At 61.6% G+C, this 22,126-nt stretch carries 17 protein-coding genes and 1 pseudogene; 10 read left to right on the top strand and 8 right to left on the bottom strand.

Translation table 11 applies throughout. The features are described 5' to 3' along the window. Positions 1-37: 37 nt before the first annotated feature. Both JQ574_RS02275 and JQ574_RS02270 read left to right on the top strand, forming a co-directional pair. On the top strand, positions 38-607 hold the full coding sequence (locus JQ574_RS02275; RefSeq protein WP_212294361.1) for a DapH/DapD/GlmU-related protein: 570 nt from the start codon (positions 38-40) through the stop codon (positions 605-607). Continuing rightward, positions 597-1,451 (top strand): class I SAM-dependent methyltransferase, encoded by an 855-nt coding sequence (locus JQ574_RS02270; RefSeq protein WP_212383227.1) that lies wholly within the window; start codon positions 597-599, stop codon positions 1,449-1,451. The genes JQ574_RS02275 and JQ574_RS02270 overlap by 11 nt, the downstream gene beginning before the upstream one ends. A 29-nt stretch (positions 1,452-1,480) precedes the next feature. Here the strand turns inward: JQ574_RS02270 and JQ574_RS02265 are convergent, their stop codons facing one another. The 4 genes from JQ574_RS02265 to JQ574_RS02245 form a co-directional block, all read right to left on the bottom strand. Beyond that, positions 1,481-2,704, bottom strand: a complete 1,224-nt coding sequence (locus JQ574_RS02265) for a glycosyltransferase family 4 protein (protein WP_212210121.1) — start codon at positions 2,702-2,704, stop codon at positions 1,481-1,483. After that, on the bottom strand, positions 2,701-3,651 hold the full coding sequence (locus tag JQ574_RS02260; protein WP_212383224.1) for an NAD(P)-dependent oxidoreductase: 951 nt from the start codon (positions 3,649-3,651) through the stop codon (positions 2,701-2,703). The genes JQ574_RS02265 and JQ574_RS02260 overlap by 4 nt, the downstream gene beginning before the upstream one ends. A gap of 154 nt (positions 3,652-3,805) precedes the next feature. Continuing rightward, positions 3,806-6,217 (bottom strand): glycosyltransferase, encoded by a 2,412-nt coding sequence (locus tag JQ574_RS35630; RefSeq protein WP_312018257.1) that lies wholly within the window; start codon positions 6,215-6,217, stop codon positions 3,806-3,808. A 243-nt stretch (positions 6,218-6,460) separates the two neighbouring features. Further along, positions 6,461-6,739 (bottom strand): hypothetical protein, encoded by a 279-nt coding sequence (locus JQ574_RS02245; protein ID WP_212210143.1) that lies wholly within the window; start codon positions 6,737-6,739, stop codon positions 6,461-6,463. Positions 6,740-7,111: 372 nt separating this feature from the next. On the opposite strand from JQ574_RS02245, the gene JQ574_RS02240 reads away from it, so the two are divergent. The 6 genes from JQ574_RS02240 to JQ574_RS02215 all read left to right on the top strand — a co-directional run bounded on the left by JQ574_RS02240 (position 7,112) and on the right by JQ574_RS02215 (position 13,006). Continuing rightward, positions 7,112-8,284, top strand: a complete 1,173-nt coding sequence (locus JQ574_RS02240) for an ABC transporter substrate-binding protein (RefSeq protein WP_212210123.1) — start codon at positions 7,112-7,114, stop codon at positions 8,282-8,284. 216 nt (positions 8,285-8,500) lie between these two features. Beyond that, entirely contained in the window at positions 8,501-9,370 is an 870-nt protein-coding gene (locus tag JQ574_RS02235) for a branched-chain amino acid ABC transporter permease (RefSeq protein ID WP_212383221.1), read from the top strand. 6 nt (positions 9,371-9,376) lie between these two features. Continuing rightward, a complete protein-coding gene (locus JQ574_RS02230; RefSeq protein WP_212210125.1) occupies positions 9,377-10,408 on the top strand; it encodes a branched-chain amino acid ABC transporter permease in 1,032 nt (343 codons plus the stop codon). Further along, positions 10,405-11,157 (top strand): ABC transporter ATP-binding protein, encoded by a 753-nt coding sequence (locus tag JQ574_RS02225; protein WP_212210126.1) that lies wholly within the window; start codon positions 10,405-10,407, stop codon positions 11,155-11,157. The genes JQ574_RS02230 and JQ574_RS02225 overlap by 4 nt, the downstream gene beginning before the upstream one ends. Then, the gene (locus tag JQ574_RS02220) at positions 11,150-11,866 is read left to right on the top strand and encodes an ABC transporter ATP-binding protein (RefSeq protein ID WP_212210127.1); all 717 of its coding nucleotides are present in this window, start codon (positions 11,150-11,152) and stop codon (positions 11,864-11,866) included. Before JQ574_RS02225 ends, JQ574_RS02220 begins: the two co-directional genes overlap by 8 nt. 21 nt (positions 11,867-11,887) lie before the next feature. Next, on the top strand, positions 11,888-13,006 hold the full coding sequence (locus JQ574_RS02215) for a cobalamin-independent methionine synthase II family protein (protein ID WP_212294280.1): 1,119 nt from the start codon (positions 11,888-11,890) through the stop codon (positions 13,004-13,006). Positions 13,007-13,746: 740 nt separating this feature from the next. On the opposite strand, the gene JQ574_RS02210 is transcribed toward JQ574_RS02215, so the two are convergent. The 3 genes from JQ574_RS02210 to JQ574_RS02200 form a co-directional block, all read right to left on the bottom strand. Then, complete coding sequence (locus JQ574_RS02210; RefSeq protein ID WP_212383218.1) at positions 13,747-14,625, bottom strand: DMT family transporter; 879 nt, start codon at positions 14,623-14,625, stop codon at positions 13,747-13,749. A gap of 70 nt (positions 14,626-14,695) precedes the next feature. Next, positions 14,696-15,292 (bottom strand): TetR/AcrR family transcriptional regulator, encoded by a 597-nt coding sequence (locus JQ574_RS02205; protein ID WP_212383215.1) that lies wholly within the window; start codon positions 15,290-15,292, stop codon positions 14,696-14,698. A 124-nt stretch (positions 15,293-15,416) separates the two neighbouring features. Then, a complete protein-coding gene (locus JQ574_RS02200) occupies positions 15,417-15,926 on the bottom strand; it encodes a hypothetical protein (protein ID WP_249119025.1) in 510 nt (169 codons plus the stop codon). A gap of 787 nt (positions 15,927-16,713) precedes the next feature. On the opposite strand from JQ574_RS02200, the gene JQ574_RS02195 reads away from it, so the two are divergent. Next, positions 16,714-20,046 (top strand): adenylate/guanylate cyclase domain-containing protein, encoded by a 3,333-nt coding sequence (locus JQ574_RS02195; RefSeq protein WP_212383213.1) that lies wholly within the window; start codon positions 16,714-16,716, stop codon positions 20,044-20,046. 159 nt (positions 20,047-20,205) lie between these two features. On the opposite strand, the pseudogene JQ574_RS02190 reads toward JQ574_RS02195, so the two are convergent. Next, positions 20,206-20,575, bottom strand: a pseudogene (locus JQ574_RS02190) (tetratricopeptide repeat protein); the annotation flags it as partial. A 165-nt stretch (positions 20,576-20,740) separates the two neighbouring features. On the opposite strand from JQ574_RS02190, the gene JQ574_RS02185 reads away from it, so the two are divergent. Next, positions 20,741-22,096, top strand: coding sequence for a hypothetical protein (locus JQ574_RS02185; RefSeq protein ID WP_212210132.1), 1,356 nt, complete (start codon positions 20,741-20,743; stop codon positions 22,094-22,096). Positions 22,097-22,126: the final 30 nt, after the last annotated feature.

Below are 22,126 nucleotides of genomic sequence, written 5' to 3'. Positions count from 1 at the left end.
TGTTAATTACTCCCGGCCAATAGCGCAGTTGAACTACATGAACCTTCACCGTCTAGCCCAGCAGATCCTGGGGCGTGCAACCTGCAGGGTCGGTGCCAGGTCGCGCCTCAGTCAAGCGGCGCGCATTAAAAATGCCGCCGGCGACTCCGATCGTATCCTGATTGGCAGCGATACGTTTGTGCGCGGCGAGTTGATGACGTTCGGGCACGGGGGGAAAATTGTGCTGGGCGATTGGTGCTATGTGGGAGACGGAACCCGCATTTGGTCCGCGGTATCGATCGAAATCGGACATCGCGTTCTGATTTCCCATTCCGTCAATATATTCGATAACCTTACGCATCCGCTGCAAGCCTCGCAACGACACCAGCAGGCCAGGGAAATATTCGAGCGTGGTCATCCGCGTAAGCTGGAGTTGGGCGAGCAGCCTGTTACGATTCACGACGACGCCTGGATAGGCGCTGGTGCCTTTGTGCTGCGCGGCGTCACCGTTGGGCAGGGTGCGATCGTCGCGGCCGGGGCGGTCGTCACTAGGGACGTGCCGGCGTTCTCGATCGCGGCGGGAAACCCTGCGGTCGTTGTCAGGGAGCTGTCGCCCGATGAGCGCTGATCCCAAGCTGTCGTCCTGGGAAGAGGCGGTCGTCTGGTTTCGAAATCAACCCGAGCAGCAGCAAGTTGCGCGCGACGCATACTACGATGACCCATTGGTGGATGCGGCGGCTCGTTACCATGCATCGGAGGAGTGGCGCGCGGTCTCCAAAATATTGCATGGTCGTCGTGGCCGAGCGCTCGATATCGGAGCTGGCCGTGGTATCGCCAGCTACGCACTGGCCCGTGATGGCTTCGCGGTCACGGCCCTTGAACCGGATCCAAGCAAGATTGTTGGCGCAGCAGCGATACGCATGCTCGCGCACGATGCCGGAATTGCCATTGATATTGTCGAGGAAGTTTCCGAGCGGTTGCCGTTTGCCGATGCGAGCTTCGATGTCGTGTTTGCGCGAGCGGTGCTTCATCACACGACCAATCTGGAAGGTGCATGCCGTGAAATCTATCGCGTACTGAAGCCGGGTGGCATTGCTGTTGCCGCCCGCGAACATGTCATTAGTCGTGATTCCGACCTTCAGAATTTCTTGGACCAGCATCCGCTGCATCGGCTTTATGGCGGTGAGAACGCCTTTCGTCTTGATCGCTACGTTGGCGCGTTGCGCACTGCCGGCTTTGAGCCGCTCGAGATACTTCCGCCCCTTACAAGCCCGATCAACTTGTTCCCTTACACATTTGAGAGCTTGCGATCGGCTGTCGTCTCACGGCTTTCGGCCAGGCTTCCTGTCCCGGGCTGGCGGGCGCTTCTGAGTCATGACCGCATGTTCAGGTTCATGCTGTTGATCGCCGAACAATTCGACAACCGGCCCGGTCGACTCTATTCGTTTGTGGGATACAAGCCGGAGCGATGAAGCCGATGTCGGCCATCTCTCACTAAGAACTATTGCGACGTCTTGTTGGAAACGACTTCCTCGTAAATAGCCACGGCCTGTTCTGCCGATTTCTCCCAGTTAAAGAGCTGAGTGACACGTGCGCGCCCGGCATCGCCCATCGCCTTGCGGAGTGGCTGGTCGGCACACAGCCGGTCCAGCGCCGAAGCGAGTGCTGCGGGATCGCCGGGCTTCATCAGGATCCCTGTGTCGGCGGAAACTTCGAATGGAATTCCGCCAATCAAGGTCGAAACGACCGGCAGGCCGCTGGCCATGGCTTCCAGAATGACAAGCGGCAGCGTATCGGCGCGCGAGGGAAAGACGAACAAGTCGACGCTCTGATAGAGGGCGCGCAGTTCTTCGCGGGTGATGAAATCGGTGAATAGAATCTTTTCACTGCCAGCAGGCATGCCGTTGTCAGCAAGGAGCTGCGCATGCTCCTTCTGCGAGCGGATAGCACCGGCGACAACAGCCACAGCCTTTTCGCGCATCAGGGGCAGGGCTCTGAGCAGTACGTCCAGGCCCTTGTTTGCCGTGTGGTTACCCACATACAGCATCAGAGGACGATCGGTCGGAAGAGCGAAGCGTGCGACCAGTCGTTGCCGCTCTGCTTCTGAAACAGGAATCGTGAAGTAGGGGTCCACGCCATTGGATACGACGCGAAGATTGCGAGGATGCACCCCCATGCCGGATAGAACGGGTTCCTCCTGAGGCGAGAGCATCAGGACTCTCGCCGCGTTCTGCGCCACGTGTACGACCGGTCGACGCACCAGCAGTTCCAGCAATGGCTTTTGCCAGGCAGGGGCACCGAAGCCTTGTGAGAATTCGTTGAATTCGATGAAGCCGTGCGTTGAAATCACGTAGGGGATTTTGAGGTCTTTGCAGGCCTGCGCAGCAGCTTTGAGAGCACCGGGCGGGTGAGGATTGTGGAAATGAACGACATCGAACTGTCCCTGGCGAAGCCATGGCTTGATATTCGCTCGCCATGCGAGAGTGACGGCTTGCCGCGGCAGGACACGCCGCAGGGGCAGCAGGGAATTTGCCGCCTTTTGACGGACTATGCGCAGACCGTTCTCGACGGTTTCGCCATTATCCTCGGCCATCAGCAACAGCGCGCTGTCGATCTGCTTTGCGATTCTCTCGGTTAGTTGGATCGCAGCCGATACCCCTCCGCTTGCCTTGAACGTCGGTGGCGTGACGACGACCGCGCCAACGCGCAGCTTGGTGGCCGTCACGTTAGTCTATCCTCCATCCGATTTGTCCATGCGCGATGCATGCTTTCGGCAAGTGAGATGGACGGGGCCCAGCCGGTAATCTGCCTCAGTTTCTGAGTTGACGACTTCAGCATCGGACGATCAACAGCACGCACACGAAGCGGGTCCTGCTGAACATCGACGGTCACTCCGGCCGCGGTCCCGATCGTCGCGACGACGTCACCCACGGAGTGCGTGTTTCCGGTGCCAAGATTCGAAATCAGCGGACCGCCCTCGAAAGCATCGTGCCTGGCGAGCGCGCGGAATCCATAAGCAACGTCGCTGACGTCGATGTAATCCCGGTGCGGAAACAGGTTTCCCAGCGCGAGTTGGCGGTTACCGGAAGCAAGCTGGCTGATGATCGCCGGTACGAGATGCGGGTTGGTCTCACCGGGCCCGACGACGTTGAAAAGTCTGACGATGATGCCGCGGACCTTGTTTTGGTTGTGGTAATGCCTGACAAAATGCTCGCCGTGCAATTTTGTGTAGCCGTAGACATCGACCGGGCCGAGGTCTTCGTCGCGTTCCAGATGCGCGTCGGGCAACGGTCGGTAGACGGCGGCCGATGAAGCGAAGACGAACTTGGTCCCGGCCGGAGTTGCGTTCAGCAGATTGACGGTTCCCGCCACGTTGATTGCGACCGCATTCCCGGGCTCGGCTTCGCACGCTGGAATGAAATGAACTGCAGCCAAATGATAGATTATCGACGGCCGTATCGTCCTGAGCAATTCCGAAACCGCATCCGTGTCCCGGATATCCTGCCGGTGCAGTACGAAAGCTTGCTCGTCCATTTGCGCCAGACGATGTTCACCGCTGGCCATATTGTCCAGTACGTGGACTTCGCAATCTCGCTGGGCGATCAACTGACGCACCAACTCCCGGCCCACGTATCCGTTTCCGCCCGTTACCAGAACCAGACCTTTAGTCATAACGAGCGTGCCTTGGAGTGAAAGGTTTCGAATGGCGGATTGGAGCGCATTCTCTGGATAAGGAATAAACCTCTACGAGAGTCAACAGCTAAAAGTCATGCTTTCGGGGGCGTTGGCGTTCGGGGATTTGTCCCGACAGCTGCGAGTGATCTCATCATTCATTAGACACAGCAGCGTGCTTGTTCAGAAGCCGACGCATCAGTTGCCGGTATGAATTCAACGCGGTTGGTCGTGCATAGTTACGGACAATCTCGATCGCCCGCCGTCCCTTCTCTTGGGTATTGCCCGCGGCCGAAGCTGCAAACTCGACGGTGCGAGCAATTGCGGCTGGATCTTCGGGTTGTACCACCCAGCCCAAATCATGTTCCTGCACCAGAAGAGCAGCCTCCGCATCCGGCTCTGAGCAGATTATCACCGGTCGTCCCACAGCGAGCAGATTATAGATCCGGCTTGGTACGGACACGCCGGTATTGTTTTTACGATACGGGATTATCCAAATGTCGGCGGCCGACAGGAATTCTTCCAGCTCCGCTTCGGGCACGCGCTCAATCAAAGTGACGTTACGCAGGGGCGTCGTCGCCTGCCTTTTCTTCAATGTGGTCCAGCCGACGCCCTCGCCCGAAAACAGGAAGTGAATGTCCGTATTGTGTTCCAGTATTCGAGCAGCTTCGAACACGGAGTTGGGATCGTGAGTGAATCCCGCGTTTCCGGACATGGCCACCAGAAATTTGCTTCCGCAGCGGACGCGAAAGGAATTCTCGGTGACGACTCGATGTTGAATGGGCAGCGTTGGCCAATTTGGGATAAAGACGATCTTGCTTGGCTGCATGCGTGGATAGGCCATCAACAGCACATTCATATCGCGCCCGATGGTGACGACAGCGTCGAGCCATTTGAACAAGACAGAGTTCGCCCAACGCATGATTTTGGTTACTATAGAGCGGGGATGCAGAATGCCGGCCATGACAAGCGTGTCCGGATAGAAGTCATGAATAATAAGTGCCGCGGGAATTTTGCGGAGCCTCGCTGCTACAGTTACGGCGTACGGAACTGTGAAAGGCGTCGTAACGCAAAGGATGGCGTCCTCGCGGCGGGCGTGCTTCAGGATGGCAAAGAACACCTGTAATGCGAACAGGACTGCGGCAAGTGATCTTGAAACCAGCGCTGATTTTCCCGGCCACCAGCTCTTTATCTCAATAATTGTGGGGAAGGATGACTTCGGGGGCGCCTTCGAGTTGGAGCCGGGCGAGCCCGACAGAACGGTGACGTCGCAGTCGCGAGCCAACTCCTCGGCAATCTCGGTCATATAGGCCGAGGTCGTGCTCGGAAACGGGGCATAATGCTGAGAAACGAGCAGGATTTTCCCAGCACTCTGCACCTGGAGACCAGGCAGTATCGAATTGTCTGGCGCCCGATGCTGGTGCCGATTTCGCGTTAGCTCGTCGTAGAGTTCGACGACGGAGTCCCCGATGATTTTGGCTGACAGCTTTTCGACGACGAGCTTTCTCGCAGCTTGTCCGTAACGGTCGCGAAGCTGGAACGAGTTCGCCAGGCCAAGGATCGCCGCAGCAAGTGCTATTGGATCCTCGATAGGCACCAGGACGCCGGTATGATCATGAATGACAACTTCACGGCAGCCCGGAGCGTCGGTGGCGATCATCGCTCTGCCGCAGGCTGCTGCTTCAAGCAGACTCATGGGCAGGCCTTCGCGATGCGACGGCAAGACGGCAAAATGGCAGCGCCGCCAAAGCGAGACGATATTTTCGATGTGTCCAAGCCAGGTAATCCCCGGCCGTTGGCTCCATTCCCACGCTTCTTCAATTTGGACGGAGGCGGGGTTGGCTGGATCGGGATTACCGGCAATGATCAGGTTTATATCGTGACCTTGTTCTCGCAAAATGCCGTGGGCGGCTACCAGCGCCCGAATTCCTTTGTCGGTTAGCAAGCGCCCGGCGAAGCCCATCGTAATTGGGCCAGTCGGCTCCGGCAGTGGCTGCAACACATCTGTATCGACACCGGATCCGGGGATCAGGATCGTTCGACCGTGCTCTATTCCGAGGCTTTCGAGGGCGGACAGGTCGTCGGGATTCTGGACGAGAACGACGCTTTGCTTCCTGTTGAAGAGCCACGGAAGGAGAATAGCCATGCTTCGTTTCAGAAGCCCTGTTCGCCAGGTTACCGAAGTAAAGATGTAGCCCAGGCCGGTAATGGCGTTGACAAGCGGGATTTTTCGTCCCAAGGCTGCAATCGATCCATACACGCAGCATTGCAGGCCGGAGTGATGAACGATCTGCGGCCTGATCTTGCTTTCAAGCCGTCGAAGCGCAGCGATGGTCGGAACTGCAGCAAATGGAGACAATCCGCCCCGGCGGAATGGTATCCTATGAAGCGTGAAGCCCTCTGCTTCTATGGCGCTTGCGCCTTTATCGACACGCGTGGCCACGTGCACTTCATAGCCCGCGGCGCGCGCAGCTCTCGCCATCGGCAGCCGGTTGAGCAAAAACGCGAAGTCTTCGTTTACCACGTATAGCAAGCGCGGGCGCGCGGTAGTCGTTGCGGAAGCCATGCAACTCACATCGTTTGATCTGCTGTTAGAGCGGTCCCGCACCCATTTGGGCTGATACCACACTGAAATGGACATCGATGCCGTGGGCGTCGAAATGCCGAGTCACCCTACGCCGTTCGGGCTTCGAACTGAAGGGATCACGTCATCATTGTTGCCAAGGTTCGCAGCTGGTATTTTGCGGTCGACGAGGAGCGGGTGGCCGATCCGGCAGACGATGCGGACGGCCGCTCTGCTATCGTCCCGTTAGCGAATTGCGTCCTGCGACGATGAAGCAGGCTTTGCTTCCTCGCCGCGTTCTGCGGCGGGCAGCAGCCGTTTCCGTTCGCGTTCCCTCATGAACTCGTCGTACTTCGCGGTGCCCGGCCGCGGTGGTGCGTCCGCCGGCACGCCGCCGGCCCAGGCCGGAATGGCGTCGCTGACCCCGGCCGAGATTTTTTCGTTGATGGTTCCGCAGCCGCTCAGCGAGCAGCCTGCGAACGCGACGGCAACGAGGACGAGGATATGGCGGGCACGGATCGACATGGGCGGCAGGTTACTCATTAGACCTTTAAAGGATGATGGATTTGAGGCCGCCTTGCGGCGGACACGACCTGCCGCTTATTTGTTGACAGCAACATTTTATTTGTACAAATGTACAAATGGAACGAAGGCCGGAGGCGCTCGGCCGGCCGGTGGGTCTCGAAGCGAAGACGGTGTTATAATACAGCCCGCGACCTGACGCAGGACCGCCCCGGGGGACGTGCCCGTCCAAGGAAACGCGCCCTTCGTCCGATTGACAACAAGCCGCGGTGAGACGCCATGTCGTGGCGCTACCCGGCCGAAAATTTGGGTTATGGTGAGGCAAGGGCCGGGGACTCGGCTCAAGGCACAAGATCGATCAGGGGGAGAAAATTCATGTCTATTCGTCGTCAATTGCTGCTGGCCGCTGGCGCGGTTGCCGGTGTGCTGGCTGTTATACCCGCGAAGGCGCAGGATGCCGTCAAGATCGGCCTGATCCTGCCGATGACCGGCGGGCAGGCCTCGACCGGCAAGCAGATCGACAACGCCGTCAAGCTCTATATGCAGCAGAAGGGCGATACCGTCGCCGGCAGGAAGATCGAGGTCATTCTGAAGGATGACGGCGCGGTCCCCGACAACACCAAGCGCCTCGCCCAGGAGTTGATCGTCAACGACAAGGTCAGTTTCATCGCCGGCTTCGGCGTGACGCCGGCAGCCCTTGCCGCGGCGCCGCTGGCCACCCAGGCCAAGGTCCCGGAAATCGTGATGGCGGCGGGCACCTCGATCATCACCGAGCGTTCGCCCTATATCGTGCGCACCAGCTTTACGCTGGCGCAGTCCTCCACCATCATCGGTGATTGGGCCGCCAAGAACGGCATCAAGAAGGTCGCAACGCTGACCTCCGACTACGCGCCCGGCAACGATGCGCTGAACTTCTTCAAGCAGAACTTCACCGCCGGCGGCGGCGAGATCGTCGAAGAGGTCAAGGTGCCCCTGCAAAATCCGGACTTCGCGCCGTTTCTGCAGCGGATGAAGGATGCCAAGCCGGATGCCGTGTTCGTGTTCGTGCCGGCAGGGCAGGGCGGCAACTTCATGAAGCAGTATGCCGAGCGTGGCCTCGACAAGGCGGGCATCAAGGTGATCGGCCCCGGCGACGTGATGGATGACGACCTGCTCAACGGCATGGGCGATGCGGCGCTCGGCACCGTCACCGCGCATCTGTATTCCGCCGCGCACCCGTCGGCCGCCAACAAGGATTTCGTCGCAGCCTACAAGAAGGCCTATAACCAGCGCCCGGGATTCATGGCGGTGGGCGGCTATGACGGCATCCATCTGATCTATGAGGCGCTGAAGAAGACCGGCGGCAAGACCGACGGCGATGCGCTGATCGAGGCGATGAAGGGCATGAAGTGGGAGAGCCCGCGCGGCCCGATCTCGATCGATCCGGAAACCCGCGACATCGTCCAGAACATCTACATCCGCAAGGTCGAGAAGGTCGACGGTGAACTCTACAACGTCGAATTCGCGACCTTCGAGGCGGTCAAGGATTCCGGCAAGACGAAGAAGTGAGTTTCGCGCCCGTGGCCTGCCCCTCACCCCAACCCTCTCCCCGCAAGAGCGGGGCGAGGGAGCAGAGCGGCATTCGCGGGATCTACTTCGTTCTAGCGAAGCGATGATAGGACGTACGGCTTGCTCCGCACTAAACCTCGCCCCGCACTTGCGGGGAGAGGTCGGATCGCGCAGCGATCCGGGTGAGGGGCTCTTACTTAGACCAGTGTATTCAAGATGACCACGCTCTTCACCATCCTGTTCGACGGCGTCGCCTACGGCATGCTGCTGTTCGTGCTGGCCTGCGGCCTTGCCGTCACGCTCGGGCTGATGAACTTCGTCAACCTCGCCCATGGCGCGTTCGCGATGACCGGCGGTTATGTCTGCGCCGTCCTGGTCAACAATTCCGGCTGGCCGTTCTTTGCGGCGTTGCCGGTCGCCTTTGTCGTGAGTGCCGTGATCGGCGTGGCGCTGGAGCGGACGCTCTACCGCCATCTCTACACCAGAAGCCACCTCGACCAGGTGCTGTTCACGATCGGCCTCACCTTCATGTCGGTGGCGTCGGTCGATTACATCATGGGATCGTCGCGCATCTTCATCAAGCTGCCGGCGGCGCTCGAGGGCCAGTTCGATTTCTTCGGCGTCGGCATCGGCCGCTACCGGCTGATGATCATCGTGATCTGCGGCCTGCTCACGGTTGGGCTGCAATTGATCCTGGCGAAAACCCGGTTCGGCAGCCGTTTGCGCGCGGCGGTCGATGATCCCCGTGCCGCCAGCGGCCTCGGCATCAACGTACCGCAGGTGTTTGCCTTTACCTTCGCCTTCGGTTGCGGACTTGCCGGTCTGGGCGGCGCGCTCAGCGCCGAAATTCTCGGCCTCGATCCGTATTTTCCGCTCAAGTTCATGATCTACTTCCTGATCGTGGTCACCGTCGGCGGCTCCTCCAGCATCACCGGGCCGTTTCTGGCTTCGCTGCTGCTCGGCATCGGCGACGTCGCCGGCAAATATTACGTGCCCAAGATGGGGCCGTTCGTCATCTATACCATCATGATCGTGATCCTGATCTGGCGCCCGAACGGTCTGTTCGGCCGCACCGCGGCGCGGTGAGCCGATATGAGCGCGCTTCCCGAAATCTCGTCTCATGCCATGGCCCGCTCCCGCTGGCGCGGAGGCGAAATCGCGTTCTGGGTCCTGGTGCTGGCCTGCGCATTCCTGTTTCCGTCGCGCTATCTGATCATGACGGACATCCTGCGGCTGGCGCTGTTCGCGCTGTCGCTCGATCTGATCCTTGGCTATGCCGGTATCGTGTCGCTCGGCCATGCCGCCTTCTTCGGCGTCGGCGCCTATTGTGCCGGGCTGCTGGCGCTGCACGGCATCATCACCGAACCGGTGATTGCATTGGTCGCGGCCGGCCTCGTCGCCATGGTGCTCGGCTTTCTCACCAGTTTCCTAGTGATCCGCGGCGTCGACCTGACGCGGTTGATGGTGACGCTCGGGATCGCGTTGCTGCTGGAAGCGCTGGGTGAGCGTTTCTCCAACATCACCGGCGGCACTGACGGCCTGCAGGGCATCGAGATGGCGCCGATCCTTGGGCTCTTCGCCTTCGACATGTTCGGCAAGACCGGCTTCTTCTACTCGCTGATCGTGCTGTTCCTGCTGTTCCTGCTCGCGCGCCGGGTGGTGAACTCGCCGTTCGGCCTGTCGCTGCGCGCGATCAAGAACAATCCGCTGCGGGCATCCGCCATCGGCGTGCCGGTCAACCGCCGCCTGATCGCGATCTATACGCTGGCCGCGTTCTACGCCGGCATTGCCGGCGCGCTGTTCACCCAGACCACGGCGCTGGCCTCGCTCGACGTGTTCGCGTTCGAAAAATCGGCCGATCTGATGCTGGTGCTGGTGCTCGGCGGCACCGGCTATCTTTATGGCGGCCTGATCGGCGCTGTTGTCTTCAAGATGCTGCAGGAGTTCTTCTCCACCATCACGCCGCAATACTGGCTGTTCTGGATCGGCCTCGTGCTGGTCGTGATCGTGCTGGTCGGCCGCGACCGCATGCATCGCTGGGCGCTGTGGCTGCCCAATCTCGTGATCCGGAAAATCGCCGGGCGCAAAGCCGTCGTGGCCGTTCCCGAAAGCGACGCGCCATGACGATCGCGCTGGAAACCAAGGGGCTGGAAAAATCATTCGGGGGCCTCAAGGTCACGCGTGACCTGTCGCTGCGGGTCGAGCAGGGCGCCCGCCATGCCCTGATCGGGCCGAACGGCGCCGGCAAGACCACGGTCATCAACCTGCTCACCGGCGTGCTGCAGCCGAATGCCGGGCGCATCCTGCTCGAGGGCAACGACATCACCGATCTGCCGGTTCACAAGCGGGTGCTGCGCGGGCTGTCGCGCACCTTCCAGATCAACCAGCTTTATGCCGATTTGACGCCGCTGGAGACCATCGGGCTTGCGGTGTCCGAACGGCTCGGCCGCGGCGGCGACTGGTGGCGGCGGATGGGGACGCGGGGCGACGTCAACCAGGAGGTCGCCGAGACGCTGTCGCGCTTTCACCTGCTCGACGTCATGAACGAACTCACCGCGACGCTGCCCTACGGCAAGCAGCGCCTGCTCGAGATCGCGGTCGCGATCGCGACCAAGCCGCGGGTGCTGTTGCTCGACGAGCCCGCCGCCGGTGTGCCCGAGAGCGAGCGCCACGATATCCTGGCAGCCGTCGCCGCGCTGCCGCGCGACGTCACGGTGCTTCTGATCGAGCACGACATGGATCTGGTGTTTTCGTTCGCCGACCGGATTTCGGTGCTGGTCAACGGCGCCATGCTGGTCGAGGGCCCGCCGGACGAGGTGGCGCGCAATCCCCAGGTCAAGGCGGTCTATCTCGGCGAGGCTGCTGATGTCTGATTTGCTCGCCATCAACGACCTGCGCGCCGGCTACGGGCAAGCGGTGGTGCTGCCGGGGATGTCGCTGACATTAGGCGAAGGCCAGGTGCTGGCGCTGCTCGGCCGCAACGGCACCGGCAAGACCACGCTGATCAATTCGATCGTCGGGATCACCCGGCGTTTTGGCGGCACTGTCGCGCTTGGCGGGCTCGACATTACCCCGATGCGGCCGGACCAGCGGGCGCGCGCCGGCATTGGCTGGGTGCCGCAGGAGCGCAACATCTTCCGCTCGCTGACGGTGGAAGAGAACATGACCGCGGTGGCCCAGCCCGGACCCTGGACCGTCGACAGGGTTTACGAAATGTTTCCGCGGCTGAAGGAACGCCGCAGTAATTTCGGCAACCAGCTCTCCGGCGGCGAGCAGCAAATGCTGGCGATCGGCCGGGCGCTGACGCTCAATCCGAAGGTGCTGCTGCTGGACGAGCCGACCGAGGGGCTGGCGCCCATCATCGTCGAGGAACTGCTGCGGGCGCTCGGCACCATTACCCGCGCGGGGGGCATCTGCTCGATTATTGTCGAGCAGAATGCCCAAAAGATTCTGGGGTTGGCCGACCGGGTTGTGATATTGGAACGCGGCGCGATCGTCCATGATGCGGCCTCCAGCGCCCTGAAGGCCGATCCTGCGGTACTCGAACGCTATCTTGGCGTCGCTGGCGCCGCCGCACACTAGATAATTCCTGGGAGTAAGACCATGCAGCGAACCAAAGCCCCGTTCCGTGCCGACGAGGTCGGCAGCCTGTTGCGGCCGCAGCGCATCAAGGAAGCGCGCGCCAAACTGGAGAAGGGTGAGATCACGGCCGAGGACCTGCGCAAGGCCGAGGACATGGAAATCGAAAAGGTCGTGCACAAGCAGGCCTCGCTCGGCCTCAAGCTCGCGACTGACGGCGAGTTCCGCCGTTCCTGGTGGCATTTCGATTTCCTGAGCCATCTGACCGGCTGCGAATTGTTTCATCCCGACCAGGGCATCCAGTTCGCCGGCGTCCAGACCCGGCATGACGCCATCCGCGTCATCGGCAAGCTCGACTTCCCCGACAACCATCCGATGCTCGATCACTTCAAGTTCCTGAAGAAGCATTGCGACACCGCGCATGTCACCGCGAAGATGACGATCCCGTCGCCCGCGGTGCTGCATTTCCGCGGTGGCCGCAAGGCGATCTCCAAGGACGTCTACCCCGATCTCGAACCTTTCTTCGAGGATCTCGGCAAGACCTACCGCAAGGCGGTGAAGGCGTTCTATGACGCCGGCTGCCGCTATCTGCAGTTCGACGACACCGTGTGGGCCTATCTCTGCTCGCCGGACGAGTTGCAGAAGGCGCGCGAGCGCGGCGACAATCCCGATGGCCTGCAGGAGATCTATGCCCGCGTCATCAACTACGCGCTGGCCGAGCGGCCGGCCGACATGATTGTCACCACCCATGTCTGCCGCGGCAATTTCCGCTCGACCTGGATTTCCTCCGGCGGCTACGAGCCGGTCGCGGAGACCATGCTGGCCGGCACCAATTACGACGGCTATTTCCTGGAATATGATTCCGACCGCGCCGGCGGCTTCGAACCGCTGCGCTATCTGCCGAAGGGCAACAAGGTGGTCGTGGTCGGCGTCATCACCTCGAAGTTCGGCGAGCTCGAGAACAAGGAAGACATCAAGCGCCGGCTGATGGAGGCCGCAAAATTCGCGCCGCTCGAGCAGCTCGCGGTATCGCCGCAATGCGGCTTCGCCTCGACCGAGGAAGGCAACATCCTGTCCGAGGAAGAACAGTGGGCCAAGCTGAAGCTCGCGGTCGATGTCGCCAACGAGGTGTGGGGGAAGTAGCTCCATAACTCCGCGTCGTCCCGGCTCTCTCCCCACGTCGTCCCGGGCTTGACCCGGGACCCATACGCCGCGGCGGTTATTGTTTGCAGTAGGTCTCTAACGCCGGCGCTCTGACCGATGCGCCGCGGCGTATGGGTCCCGGCGTTCGCCGGGACGACGGTGGTGTTTGTTGTTGGCACCATTATCCAAACACACCTTCGCATTGTCGCGACGCATTGCGCCCGAGCTTTGCCAGAAATTCCTTACCCTCTTCAATCCAGAGGGCGCAGGGAATGCCGGATGCGCGCTGCACCCGCGATCTCGTGTGCGATTGTGCTAAGAAAGCTGCACACGAGCATACAGGGCAGCGGAGAGCATCCGACATTCCCTGCGCAATGGCTTTACGGCTTATAACGCGCTCTCCCCGGTGAGACGGCCTCTATTGCCACCGTCGTCCCTCGGAAGCGTTGGCTCCCTTAAGGACTTGACGCCGTTACGGGCGCCAGGACCACACGCTTTCGCCGTACGCTTCAGCCGCGACCGTCAATCGCAACCTCAGCGTCCACCGCGACCCGCCCCTCGTCGTGACGACGGCCGACGCCCCTCTGAGTGGGACGGGATGGCGATAGATGCGCACTGATTTGGGTCAGATGGAAAGAGAAATTTTCGATTATCAGAAATTATCGACTTGACACGATTTCCGACGATCAGAAGTGATTTGCCCGTCGGGCTATTTCGTCGCATCCGTCGTATCCAGTTTGCTATTGCAAACGGGGCGACGCATGTGGTCGAGCGATCGGTCTCACTTGCGTGATGGCGACGCCCGAGATAGCGAGTAGCGCCCCGATAGCCAGCGTCGGCGTCACGCGGTCGCCGAGGAACAACACGCTCGAAATCAAGGCGAAGACCGGAAGCAGCAGGGCGAATGGCGCCACGCGGGCCATGGTGCAACGGGCGATCAGCCAGAACCAAAGGCCGAATCCGACGATTCCTCCGATGAAAATAGTGTAGGCGAGCGCCATCCAGCCACGTTCGTCCGCCGTGACGAGGGTCGTCAGTTGTCCATGTTCAAGGAACAGCGACATCAACATGACCTGCGGTACCGTGAAAAGTGACGACCACCCCGTCAACATCAAGGGATCGAACGGGCCGTGGCGCTTGGTCAGGACGTTGGCGACCGCGAACGCGAAGGCTGCCCCCACCACCAGCAGGATCGGTAACGCATTTGCGGACAGGCCCGGCCCGGCGGCCAACACGACCACGCCGCCGAAGGCAATCAACACCCCTGCGGACGTCATCAGCGACGGCCTCTCCGCAAGCAGTGGCCAGGCCAACAGCACGGTGAAGGGCGTCGTGAGTTGATAGGCGACCGCAGACATGCTGCCTGAACCGAGCCCCAGCCCCACATAGAACAAGCCGAAATTCAGTCCACCCAGGAAGACCGAGATGACAGCGATGGAGCCGAACTCCTGACGTGTCGGCCTTGTGACGAAGGGGATCAGCAACAGGGCGATGGCGAGGAAGCGCAGTCCGAGGAAGAAAAGTGGCGGAAACTGCACCACGCCCACTTTGATAGCTACGAACTGATAGCCCCAGATGAGAGGCACCAGCACCGCGCAGGCGATCTGAATGGCAGACATGGCATCCTCATTTTTAGACCAAACAGTCCAGATATAGGCGCGCGTAACCCGGAGTGCGTCCATGGCTGAGCTACCTGATGAAGCGGTCGAGAAGGGCGTCGGCCGTGGCTTGCGACGTGGTGCGCGTTGGTCCCGTTTTGCCGACCACCCGAAGTCCCTCGACGAAGCAGACCAGTATCCGCGCGGCACTTGCAGGCTCAACACCAGCGGCCAGTTCGCCGGCCGCCTTCGCGCGCGAGAGTGCGCCAGCGAGCTTGGCCTCCATGGCTTTGAAGAAGCCGCCGATGCGACCTTCGACATCTCCGTCGTGGCCAGCCAGTTCCATGGCTGTGGCGACCAGCAGGCATCCGCGCCGACCGCTTGAGCCGCTGGTGCGGTCGACATAACCGGCAAGGAAGGTCCGCAGGCCGTCAACCGGCGCATGGCGCGGACCGAGTTCGACGTCCATCCGCGCAAGCGCGTCGGCGATATAGCGATCGAGCGCCCGCAGAAAGAGCGCGTGCTTGTCCCCGAAGGCGGCATAAAGGCTGCCGCGCGAAAGCTTCGTCGCTCGCAGCAGGTCCGGAAGCGCCGTGCCGTGATAGCCGCGCGACCAGAACACACCCATCGCACGCTCGACAGCGGCTTCCGTGTCGAAACCACGGGGCCGGCCACGCGGCGACTGCATTGGGGATTGGCGTGCCATGGCCGTATATATAGACCGATCGGTCTTGAATTGCAAATGGCTGCTATGGGTCAATTGCGTCGGCCTGCGTCGCAGCCAGCCTGCGCATTCCAACTGCAATCGGAAATCACTTGCCGGCATTTTCGGCCGTGCCGTAGCTGCGGGCGATGATGCCGGCAGCGATTTGCAACAAAGAGCCGGTCATCCAACTGATTCCGATGAAAGCCAGCCATCCGTCGGACACCGTCTCGTCGAGGATGATGATGCCGACGGACGCAAACGTCGCAATCGCGGCAAGAAATATTCCGACCGCGCTCAGGATCTCGACCACAGTATCCGGGCTCCATCGTTGCCGCTGGATCGAGGCTGATCTTCGGGCAGAACGGCGAGGCAGATCGATGCCGACGTAGAAGCTGAAAGCCCCAAAGAGCATCATCAACAGGACGATCCCGACACTCAAGGGCAGTTCGCTTTGCCGGCGCATTAATGCTGCGGCGACGTACAAGCCGCAGGAGCCGCCAATCGCGGCGAGTCCGATTCGTTCAATGAGATGCGCCGATTTGATGAGAGCAGCAGGAGCGAACCCGGTCGTCTTCGCGCCGGATGACCTGTCGAAATTTGCATTGGCCATTTTCATGTTGCTACCTTTCCAAAAGGTGCCTGCGGGACGACGCGACGAGCAGACCGCGTCACCGACGACGCAGCAATCGTCCAGCGTGAGGTAGTCTCGACTGCATCAACGCGTTTGACGACGTTCGGCCCGGATCAGTGGAATCCGGTTGCGTGTGCAGTTTAGTTGAATGCGTTTTGACCTGGCTCGCGCAATCCAGGTTGCCGCTACATGGCCGGACCGTGAATCTGCGCCGCTTCCTCGGGGGCGCTATTGAGTGCCCTCGGGTCCCCGGAAAAATCTGATGTCGCTCATGACAGCAGCCGTTGGGACCGGTCGAACTTCTAGCACCTGCCAATGCACCACTGTGTGAGACACTTCACATCGTCGACATGCTGCCGGCGCGCAGGCCACGTCATCGTCCGGCGCTCAAAAATTTTCTCCGGAGTAACGTGGTACCTGATCGTTCGTTGGCCGATGCTTGATATGGCGCAGATCTCGGCGGGTCTTATGTCGCCGGCTCGCCGATCCGCTCAAACCGGCGCAACGTCCATACCCGTCTGAATTTTTGAACGCTGCGAACGGGTTCCTCGCTGTCGTCGCGTGCGCGTGTCCAGCAATCCAGCCGTTTGCATCCTGTCAATACTCTCTTGAGTAGCGGAGATTTGGACTGAGGACGCTAGAGAACGAGCGAAGGCCGGCCGCCGCCGAATTGCCGCAAACAAGACGTGCGATCCGGGAAAAATGTGCAATAATTTTTTCGTTACCGTGGTCCATATTGGTCAGACCGCCAACCAGACAGTGGGTGGTGCCAATGCAGCAGATTGCGGACTGGCTTGAGAAGCTGGGGCTTGGGCAATACGCGCTGCGTTTTGCCGAGAACGGCATCGATCTTGGTGTCCTTCCCGAACTGACGGATCAGGACTTCGAAAGATTGGGAGTCCTGCTCGGTCATCGACGCAAAATGCTGCGCGCGATTGCCGAACTCAATCAAGCCGAACTGGTCGCCGAGCCGGCGATCCGGCGCGATGCCGAACGACGGCACCTCACCGTCATGTTCTGCGACCTGGTCGGTTCGACGGCGCTTTCGGCGCGCCTCGATCCCGAGGACATGTGGGAGGTGATCCGCGCCTATCGGGCTGCCTGCGCAAGGGTCATTGCCACTTACGACGGCATTATCGCCAGGTTCGTGGGCGATGGAATACTCGCTTATTTCGGCTATCCCGTTGCACACGAGGATGACGCGGAGCGCGCCGTGCGGGCGGGGCTCGACATCACCGCCGCAATAGGGCCGCTCGAAACGCGCGCGATACAGCGCGTTGAGGTGCGGGTCGCGATCGCGACCGGACTTGTGGTGGTAGGCGACCTCATCAGCGGAGGCGCGTCAGAGCAGCAGGCGATGGTCGGCGATACACCGAACGTCGCTGCGCGGCTGCAGGGCCTGGCGGAGCCCGGGGCGGTTGTCGTTGCGGCTTCGACGCGCCAACTGCTTGGCGACCTGTTCACGTTTCGCAGTCTCGGTCACCGCGAGGTCAAGGGCATCGACGGGCCCATCGCGGTCTGGGCGGTCGAAGGCGGAGCGGCATCGGAGAGCCGCTTCGAGGCGGTGCGAACCGTGCGCTCGATCGGCTTTGTCGGCCGCAAGGCGGAGATCGAATTCGCGCTCTCGCGCCAGCAGCTGGCGTGGCAGGGCCAGGGCCAGGTGGTCCTGATTTCCGGCGAGGCCGGGATCGGCAAGTCGCGCATCGTCGCGACGCTGTTGGAGAACCCTGCGTTGGGGACCCACCGCCGGGTGCGCTATCAGTGCTCGCCCTACCATACCAACAGTGCGCTTCATCCCTTTGTCGCTCAACTCGAGCGCGCTGCCGGCATCAGGTCGCAGGACACGCCGGAGCAAAAGCTCGACAAGCTCGAGGCAATGCTGGCGCTTGGAACGCAGCAGGTGGCCAAGGCGACGCCGCTGATCGCCGCTCTGCTTTCGATCGCAACCGGCGAGCGCTATCCGCCGCTCGGCCTCAATCCGGTGCAGCAGCGGCGACAGACATTCGCAGCCCTGCTCGATCAGGTCGAGGGTCTGGCGCGGCAGCAGCCTGTGCTGGTTGTCTGCGAGGACATGCATTGGGCCGACGCCACGACGCTCGAGCTGTTCGATCTCACGGTCGACCGGATCAGGGGATTGCCGATACTCATGCTCTTGACCTTTCGGCCCGAGTTCGAGCCGCCCTGGGTGGGGCTTCCCAACGTCAGCCTGTTGCGGCTCGATCGGCTTGACCGGCGGGACACGCGCGCGCTGGTCGAGCAGGTGACCGTCGGTCGCCAGCTACCGGACGAGATGATGAGGCAGATCATCGAGAGGACGGATGGCATCCCGCTGTTCGTCGAGGAATTGACCGAGATGGTGCTGGAGTCCGGACTGCTCGTGGCAGATGCCGGGCGCTATCGGCTCGATAGTCCGTTCCCGTCGTTCGCCATTCCCGCGACGCTGCAGGACTCGCTGATGGCGCGGCTCGACCGGCTGGCGCCGGTCAAGGAGGTGGCGCAGATCGGCGCTGCCATTGGCCGCGACTTCTCGTATACGCTGCTGCGATCTGTGGCGGGTCGCGATGATCTGACATTGAGCGCCGCGCTGGCGCAGCTCGAACAGGCCGAGCTGCTGATGCGGCGCGGCACGCCGCCGGAAGCACGCTACAGCTTCAAGCACGCGCTGGTTCAGGAAGCGGCTTACGAGAGCCTGCTCAAGAGCCGGCGACTGCAGCTCCACAAGCATATCGGCGATGTGCTGCGCGACGGCTTTCCGGTCATCGCCGAAACCGAGCCGGAAGTGCTGGCCTACCACTTCACCGAAGCGGGGCTCGGCGAGGTGGCCCTCGGCTGGTGGCGCAAGGCTGGCCAGCAGGCGCTGAAACGCTCGGCCTATTCTGAGGCGGTCGCCCATCTCGGCAAGGCCGTCGCGATCGCCGATGGGTTGCCGGGCGAGCCGGGCCGCATCATGAGCCGGCTCGACCTCCAGATTGCCTATAGCCGCGCGCTGCGCGGAAGCCTTGGGCACAGCGCGCCCGAAACGGTGGCCGCATGGACGCGCGCCCGGCAGTTCGCAGCTGACATCAATGATCCGGTCGAACTGGCGCCGATCCATTCGGGCCTGTTCAATGCCTGCCTCACTCACGGCGAGATCGCGCCGATGCGGGAATTGGTGGAAGCAATCGTCAGCGCCGCCGACCGGCGACCGGAATCGCCGGTGGCTGCAGTCCTCTCCCATTGCACCCGCGGGGTGACCTGTTGGTTCGGCGGCGATTACCTGAATGCGAAAGTGCATCTTGAGCGGGCCCTCGCAATCTACGGCGCCGAGCCTGACCCCGAAACCTTCAGGGCGTCAACGCTGGACCTGCCGTTCGTCATCATGAGGTTTCTTGCCTTGGTGCTCTGGCCGATCGGGAAGATCGATCGTGCGCGCCGGCTCGCCGCGGCAGCGGTGAGCGTCCCGGGCGAAAAGCGGGCGCTGTCGCAGGCCAATGCACTCGTTCATAAAGCCGTCTTCGACGGACTGTGCGCAGGCATGTTGCAGCAAACAGAGACCATCCTTGCCCTCGCTCTCGCCCGCGAACATACCATGCCGTTGTATGTGGCCGCCGGGACCTACCTGAACGGCCTTGCAAAGTGGCGCGCCGGCGAACAGGTGGAGGGATTGAGCGAAATGCGCCGCGGCTGGACCCTGCTGCATGAAAATGATTGCTACCTTTGTGAGCCGTTCTGGGGGATGCATGTTGCCCTGGCGAACGCGGAAGCGGGGCAACTTCAGACCGGTCTGGAAATTGTGCGCGAACTGATCGGCTGGACGGAACAATCGGGCCAGCATTGGCTCGATGCCGAACTGCATCGTGCCCACGGAGAACTGCTGCTCCGTTGCGACCCGCCGAATGCTTCCAGGGTCGAAGATGCCTTCAACAGGGCGCTTGAAATCGCCCGCCGCCAGCAGACCAAGACTTTCGAATTGCGCAGCGCGCTTGGCCTGGCGCGCTTCTACATCAGGAATGGTCGAACGGCGCCCGTATCCGAACTGCTCGGGCCACTCCTTATTGATTTCGACGCCGCGCAGGATCTCCCCGAAATCGAAGAGGCGGAGAGGCTGCTCCGGCACAGCCGTTAGCCGGTGCAGTACATTCTTGTGAGGGGTGCGACGGCGACCTGCGCCAAACCAAGCGTCTTCACTTCTCCGTCAGGCAGGCTTCGCGAGCGGCTCGCCACGAGCTATGATCCGCAACGCAACCTTGCCGCGTGGTGCAGCCTGATCCGGGATGTGCGCTAGCCCCAGCCGCAGCGCGTCGTTGAAGTCCGAGATCGCGATATCGTATTCGCCCTTGTCGTAATAGGCCGAGCCGCGCAGATTGTAGATCGCGATATCAGGCTTGAGCCTGAGCGCCTCGCTGGCGTGGCGATGACCTTGAGGTAGTCGCCCTTCTTGTTCCAGCCGACCGCGCGCCAGAAATAGATCCCCGCGAGTTTCTCGCCGGACAACACCTTCAGCGCGATGATCTTGTTGAGGCATCGATGATCTGATCGGCCGGTGTGGTGTCGGTGGTGCAGAGCGGCCCGAGTTGTTTGCGGGACTGGGCGAGGGAGGGCGCCGACCACAGGGCGGCTGCGAGCAAGGTCAGCGTCAGGATCGCGCGGCGCATTGGTCCTCACCATCAACGGGTTGCATCCCACGTCTTGGTGGCGAAATCCGGGATGGCGGTTCATGCCGGCCGGCCCGGAAGCGCACCTTTCCCCGGTGGGCAGATGGTGGTAGGACGTCCCGGTCACCTGCCGTTGCCCACCGCTCCGTCCCAAACTGCCACCCGATGAAAAACGACAAGATTCTCAGCCAGATATCGGAGTTCTGCCGCCAGGCCGACATGGCGGAGACGACGTTTGGCCGCCGGGCCGTCAATGACGGCAAGCTGGTGCATCGCCTGCGCGAGGGCAAGCGCATCACAATCGACACGCTGGACCGGATCCAGGCCTACATCGCCGCTTCCACGCCGGGCGGGCTGCCGCCGCCGCGCGGGATCGAAGTGCCGCCCGAGAAGCGCGACCCCAGGGGCAATTTCCGCTTCTTCGAGAACCGGCAGAAGTATCTGTTGTTCGTCCATACCTGCAGCGAAAAGCGGGTGATCGCCGACCGGGTGGCGCTGGAGCTGTCGAGCCTGCATCCGCGGCCGCCGGCGCTGCGGGTGTTCGATGCCGGCGTCGGCGACGGCACGGTGCTGGCGCGGGTGATGCGCTCGATGCACGGCCGCTTCCCCCATATGCCGTTCTATATCGCCGGCAAGGAACTCAGCCTGGAGGACGTCCGGCTGACGCTCGACAAGGTCCCGGACCGGTTGTTCGAGCATCCCGCGACCGTTTTTGTGCTCACCAACATGTACTACGCCGAGGCGCCCTGGCTGACGCCGGCTTCGCCTGCGGCGGCCGCGGGCATGATCTGGCACGAGGTGGCCTTGCAGGGGGCCTCGTCGGGCGAGTTCGAGACCCAGATCGCCGCATTAGGCCCATTTCTTGAGCAGAACTGGCGGGCCAATGTCAGCCCCACATCGGGCATGCCGATCTATGAACGGCCAGTGGCGCTGGTGGTTTACCGGGAGGACCACCGGTTCCTGCTTGATTCGATCATCCCCCGGGCGGGCCGAACCGAGGCCAATTTCGACCTCGTCATTGCATCCCAGCCATACCGGGCAAAATCCTCTGTGAATTTCCGCGCCAAGCGGATCATCGCGCCGCTGGCGCGGGCGCTGCGGGCCGGTGGCCGGTTGATCGGAATTCACTCCCACGGGCAGGATCCGGGGCTGGAAATCATCCAGGCGGTGTGGCCCGGAGAAAATCCTTTCGCGGTGAGCCGTCATGAGCTATTGCGCACCGTGAAATACGAGCTGGGGTCAGCCGGGCGCGACCTCAATTTTAATGCCTACGCCGATAACCGTTCCATCTTCCGTTATGATATGGAAGCGCTGCCCAACGAGGTCACCGGCTCGATCGGAACCTCGACGGCCTTTGCAGCGTGGAACGCGGCAGTGTATGTCGCCCAGATCGAAGATGAACGGTTGACGGAAATGACCGAAAACGGCCGAACCCTCGATGCCACCAGAGAAGTTCTGCGCAAGCATAATGGGCTTTGGTTTTACGACGAATCCTACGTCATTTCGCGCCGTCGCGACTGACATTCCGGGATAAATGACAAAGAGAGCCCG

This window comes from Bradyrhizobium sp. AUGA SZCCT0158 (assembly GCF_018130065.1).
In the GTDB taxonomy this organism is placed as follows: Bacteria; Pseudomonadota; Alphaproteobacteria; order Rhizobiales; family Xanthobacteraceae; genus Bradyrhizobium.
The sequence above is the reverse complement of the archived record's forward strand: the minus strand, read 5'-3'. Positions and strand labels throughout refer to the sequence as shown.